This window comes from Serratia sp. CY38905, from assembly GCF_052168875.1.
GTDB classification, from domain to species: Bacteria; Pseudomonadota; Gammaproteobacteria; order Enterobacterales; family Enterobacteriaceae; genus Serratia; species Serratia sarumanii.
In genome coordinates, this window is the sequence record NZ_JBJNLV010000038.1 from 1 (window position 1) to 4,227 (window position 4,227).

Sequence of the window (4,227 nt, forward strand, 5' to 3'; positions counted from 1 at the left end):
GTACGGCCCACAGAATGATGTCACGCTGAAAATGCCGGCCTTTGAATGGGTTCATGTGCAGCTCCATCAGCAAAAGGGGATGATAAGTTTATCACCACCGACTATTTGCAACAGTGCCGTTTTTAGCGATATGACTCGCCGCCAGCGCGCCGATCGCCTGTTTCTCCTCACTCTGCAGCGTGCTTTTCACCAGATGACTGGGTTCCGCAGCCAGCCGGCTGACGGCGCGCACGCCGCCCGAGACGCTGACCAGCAGCCCCTGCTCCTCCAGTTTACTGACGTCCCGACGGATGGTCATATGGGACACGCCGAGGATCTCCGTCAGCTCGTTAATGCTTACCGCCCCACGCTGCTCCACCAGGGCTAAAATACGCTGATGTCGTTCTATTGGAATCACCGCTCTCCCCTTACCATTTTTTCACACCAGGCGTCACCACCCAGGCTACGGCCCTGGCGACACCCGGTGTTGTTATCGCGCTTTGCCGCTGTTTTTAGGCTATTTTAGGGCAAGAATCGCCGTTGTGCAGCCTCTTTCCGCCTGTGAATTTTTTATATTCATGTGGGTTATTCGTGATAACTCTCACATAAATTCACATGATAACGCTTTATTCTATCATTAAATCACATTAATTAACTAATGTTCACAAGGAGACCAGCATGGCTGCACACACTAACGTCTGCGTGATTGGACTGGGTTCAATGGGCATGGGCGCCGCCCGCGCCTGCCTGCAGGCGGGCCTGAACACCTGGGGCGTTGACATCAATCCCGACAACTGTCGCGCACTGCTGGCGGCGGGCGCCAATGGCGCGGGCCCCAGCGCGGTGCCGTTCGCCGCGGAACTGGATGCAGTTGTGCTGCTGGTGGTCAATGCCGCCCAGGTGCGGGGGATCCTGTTCGGCGAGAGCGGCCTCGCCGCCCATCTGAAGCCGGGCACCGTCGTGATGGTGTCGTCCACCATCGCTTCCGCCGATGCTCAGGCCATTGCCGAGGCGCTGGCGGAGTACCAGCTATTGATGCTCGACGCGCCGGTATCGGGCGGCGCCGTGAAAGCGGCCGCCGGCGACATGACGGTGATGGCCTCCGGGAGCGATGCCGCCTTTGCCCGCCTCGCGCCGGTGCTGGACGCCGTGGCCGGCAAAGTCTACCGCATAGGGAGCGACATTGGTCTTGGCTCGACGGTAAAAATTATCCATCAGCTGCTGGCCGGGGTGCACATCGCCGTTGCCGCCGAAGCGATGGCGCTTGCCGCCCGCGCCGGGATCCCACTCGAAACGATGTATGACGTGGTCACCCACGCGGCGGGTAATTCATGGATGTTTGAGAATCGCATGCAGCACGTCCTGGATGGCGATTACTCGCCAAAATCCGCTGTCGATATTTTTGTCAAAGATCTCGGGCTGGTGAATGACACTGCCCGGGCGCTGACCTTCCCGCTGCCGCTCGCTACCACCGCGCTGAATATGTTCACCTCCGCCAGTAATGCCGGATTCGGTCGGGAAGATGACAGCGCGGTGATCAAGATTTTCAACGGCATCACCCTGCCGGGCCATAAACAGTGAGGAGAGACAACATGCAGCTTGGTGTCATTGCCGATGACTTCACCGGCGCCACGGATATTGCCAGCTTCCTCGTGCGCAACGGCATGCCGACGGTGCAACTGAATGGCGTGCCGACCCGCGATCTTCCGCTGACCAGCGAGGCGGTGGTCATCAGCCTGAAAACTCGCTCCTGCCCGGCGGAAATGGCCGTCAGCCAGTCGCTGGCGGCCCTGCGCTGGCTGCAGGCCCAGGGCTGTCAGCAGTTTTATTTCAAGTACTGTTCCACTTTCGACAGCACCGCGCAGGGCAACATTGGCCCGGTGCTGGATGCCCTGCTGGCCGAGCTGGGTGAGACGCGGACGGTGATTTCCCCGGCGCTGCCGGTTAACGGCCGCACGGTCTATCAGGGATATCTGTTCGTCGGCGAGCAACTGCTGAATGAGTCCGGGATGCGCCACCATCCGGTGACGCCGATGGAGGATGCGCACCTGGGCCGCTTAATTGAGCGCCAGGGGCGCGGAAAAGCCGCGCTGATTGCCTGGCCGATTGTCGCCCGGGGGCCGGAGGCGGTCGCCGCCGCGCTGGCGGCAGTCAACGATCCGGCGGTGCGCTATGTGGTGCTCGACGCCCTCAGCGAACAGGATCTGCTCACCCAGGGCGTGGCGCTGCGGGAGATGAAGCTGGTCTCCGGCGGTTCCGGCCTCGCCATCGGCCTCGCCCGCGACTTGGCGCAGCGCCATGGCGCCCGGGGTGAAAGCGCTCAGGCCGGCATGCCGCTGGTCGGCCCGGCGGTGGTGCTCTCGGGCTCCTGCTCGGTGATGACCAACAGCCAGGTGGCGGCCTATCGTCAACAGGCCCCCGCCCGCGCCGTCGACTTAAGCGCCTGCTTTACCGATCTGGAGAGCTACGTCAGGACGCTGACTGACTGGGTGGACGCGCAGCGCGATGCGCCGCTGGCGCCGATGATCTATGCCACCACCGAGCCGCAAACGCTGCAGCGGATCCAGGCGCAGTATGGCGACAAGGCCAGCAGCGAACGGGTGGAACAGCTGTTTGCCGCTCTTGCCGCCGCCCTGAAGGCGAAAGGATTTACCCGCTTTATTGTGGCCGGAGGGGAAACGTCGAGCATTGTGGCGCAGACCCTGGGGGTTGAGGCGTTCCATATTGGGCCGACCATCTCCCCTGGCGTGCCCTGGGTGCGTGACACCCGCCAGCCGCTCTCCCTGGCGCTGAAGTCAGGTAACTTCGGCGATATCCAGTTCTTTGCCCGTGCCCAGCAGGAGTTTCGTCATGACTGAGCAACAACTGCGAGAGGAAATGGTGCAGATTGGCGCCTCGTTATTTAGCCGCGGCTATGCCACCGGCTCCGCTGGCAATCTGTCGCTGCTGCTGCCGGACGGCAACCTGCTGGCGACGCCGACCGGCGCCTGCCTCGGCGAACTGCAGGCTCAGCGGTTGTCGGTGGTGACGCTGCAAGGAGAATGGATCTCCGGCGACAAACCGTCGAAAGAGGTCACTTTTCACCGGGCAGTCTATTTGCACAACCCGGCCTGCAAGGCGATCGTCCACTTGCACAGCCACTATCTGACCGCGCTCTCCTGCCTGCAGGGGCTCGATCCGCACAACTGTATCCGCCCCTTTACCCCCTATGTGGTGATGCGCGTCGGCGACGTCCCGGTGGTTCCCTACTACCGGCCGGGCGATGACCGTATTGCCCAGGCGCTGGCCGGGCTGGCGCCCCGCTATAACGCCTTTTTACTGGCCAACCACGGACCGGTGGTTACTGGCTCATCGCTGCGCGAAGCCACCAACAATACCGAGGAACTGGAAGAGACCGCACGGCTGATATTTACCCTCGGCAACCGCGAGATCCGCTACCTGACCGCTGACGAAGTAAAAGAACTGAGATAAAACCATGCCAAAATTCGCTGCAAATTTATCCATGCTGTTTACCGAACTGCCGTTCCTGGAACGCTTTGCCGCCGCTGCCCGGGCGGGATTTGAAGCCGTTGAGTTTCTGTTTCCCTATGAGTATGCCGCCGGGGAAATCAGACAGCGCCTGCAGGAGAACCAGCTGCAGCTGGTGCTGTTCAATACCCCACCCGGCGACGTCAACGCCGGAGAATGGGGGCTCGCCGCCATCCCCGGGAGAAGCGCGGAGGCCCGACGCGATATTGAGCTGGCGCTGGAGTATGCCTGCCAGCTCGGTTGCCCGCAGGTGCATATCATGGCCGGCGTGGTGCCGCCGGGAGCGGATCGCGCAGCCTGCGAGGCCGTGCTTATCGATAATCTGCGCTACGCGGCGGAGTGCTTTGCCCGCCACGACAAGCGGATACTCATCGAAGCGCTGAATCCGCAGACCAAACCGGGCTATCTCTACCACAGTCAATATCAGACGCTGGCGATGGTGAAACGGGTCGACAGGCCGAACCTGGCGGTGCAGTTAGATCTGTTTCACGCGCAGAAGGTGGACGGCAATTTAAGCCATCTTATTACCGAATATGCCGGCCAGTATCGCCATATTCAGATTGCCTCCCTGCCCGACCGTCATGAACCGGATGAGGGCGAAAGGCACTGTTGCAAAGTTAGCGATGAGGCAGCCTTTTGTCTTATTCAAAGGCCTTACATTTCAAAAACTCTGCTTACCAGGCGCATTTCGCCCAGGGGATCACCATAATAAAATGCTGA

The 4,227-nt window shown here is 61.0% G+C and carries 3 protein-coding genes and 2 pseudogenes; 4 read left to right on the top strand and 1 reads right to left on the bottom strand.

Annotation, left to right across the window (positions count from 1 at the left end; all coding sequences use genetic code 11):
- Window positions 1-109: 109 nt before the first annotated feature.
- Window positions 110-397: pseudogene (locus ACJ8MK_RS25865) on the bottom strand (DeoR family transcriptional regulator); the annotation flags it as partial.
- A 260-nt stretch (window positions 398-657) separates the two neighbouring features.
- On the opposite strand from ACJ8MK_RS25865, the gene ltnD reads away from it, so the two are divergent.
- The 4 genes and pseudogenes from ltnD to ACJ8MK_RS25885 all read left to right on the top strand — a co-directional run.
- Window positions 658-1,560: an L-threonate dehydrogenase gene (gene ltnD, locus ACJ8MK_RS25870; RefSeq protein ID WP_002210514.1), complete on the top strand. Its 903-nt coding sequence runs from the start codon at window positions 658-660 to the stop codon at window positions 1,558-1,560.
- Between the two features lie 11 nt (window positions 1,561-1,571).
- Window positions 1,572-2,837 carry a 3-oxo-tetronate kinase gene (otnK, locus tag ACJ8MK_RS25875; protein ID WP_002210515.1) on the top strand — a complete coding sequence of 422 codons (1,266 nt, stop codon included), beginning with the start codon at window positions 1,572-1,574 and terminating at the stop codon, window positions 2,835-2,837.
- The gene (otnC, locus tag ACJ8MK_RS25880) at window positions 2,830-3,450 is read left to right on the top strand and encodes a 3-oxo-tetronate 4-phosphate decarboxylase (protein ID WP_002210516.1); all 621 of its coding nucleotides are present in this window, start codon (window positions 2,830-2,832) and stop codon (window positions 3,448-3,450) included. The genes otnK and otnC overlap by 8 nt, the downstream gene beginning before the upstream one ends.
- Window positions 3,451-3,454: 4 nt before the next feature.
- Window positions 3,455-4,108 (top strand): annotated as a pseudogene (locus tag ACJ8MK_RS25885) (TIM barrel protein); the annotation flags it as partial.
- Between the last annotated feature and the right edge of the window lie 119 nt (window positions 4,109-4,227).

What these genes read in the sequence shown, in the direction of transcription:
- ltnD (WP_002210514.1), top strand. Translation starts at nt 658, where the DNA reads ATGGCTGCACACACTAACGTCTGCGTGATTGGACTGGGTTCAATGGGC.
- otnK (WP_002210515.1), top strand. Translation starts at nt 1,572, where the DNA reads ATGCAGCTTGGTGTCATTGCCGATGACTTCACCGGCGCCACGGATATT.
- otnC (WP_002210516.1), top strand. Translation starts at nt 2,830, where the DNA reads ATGACTGAGCAACAACTGCGAGAGGAAATGGTGCAGATTGGCGCCTCG.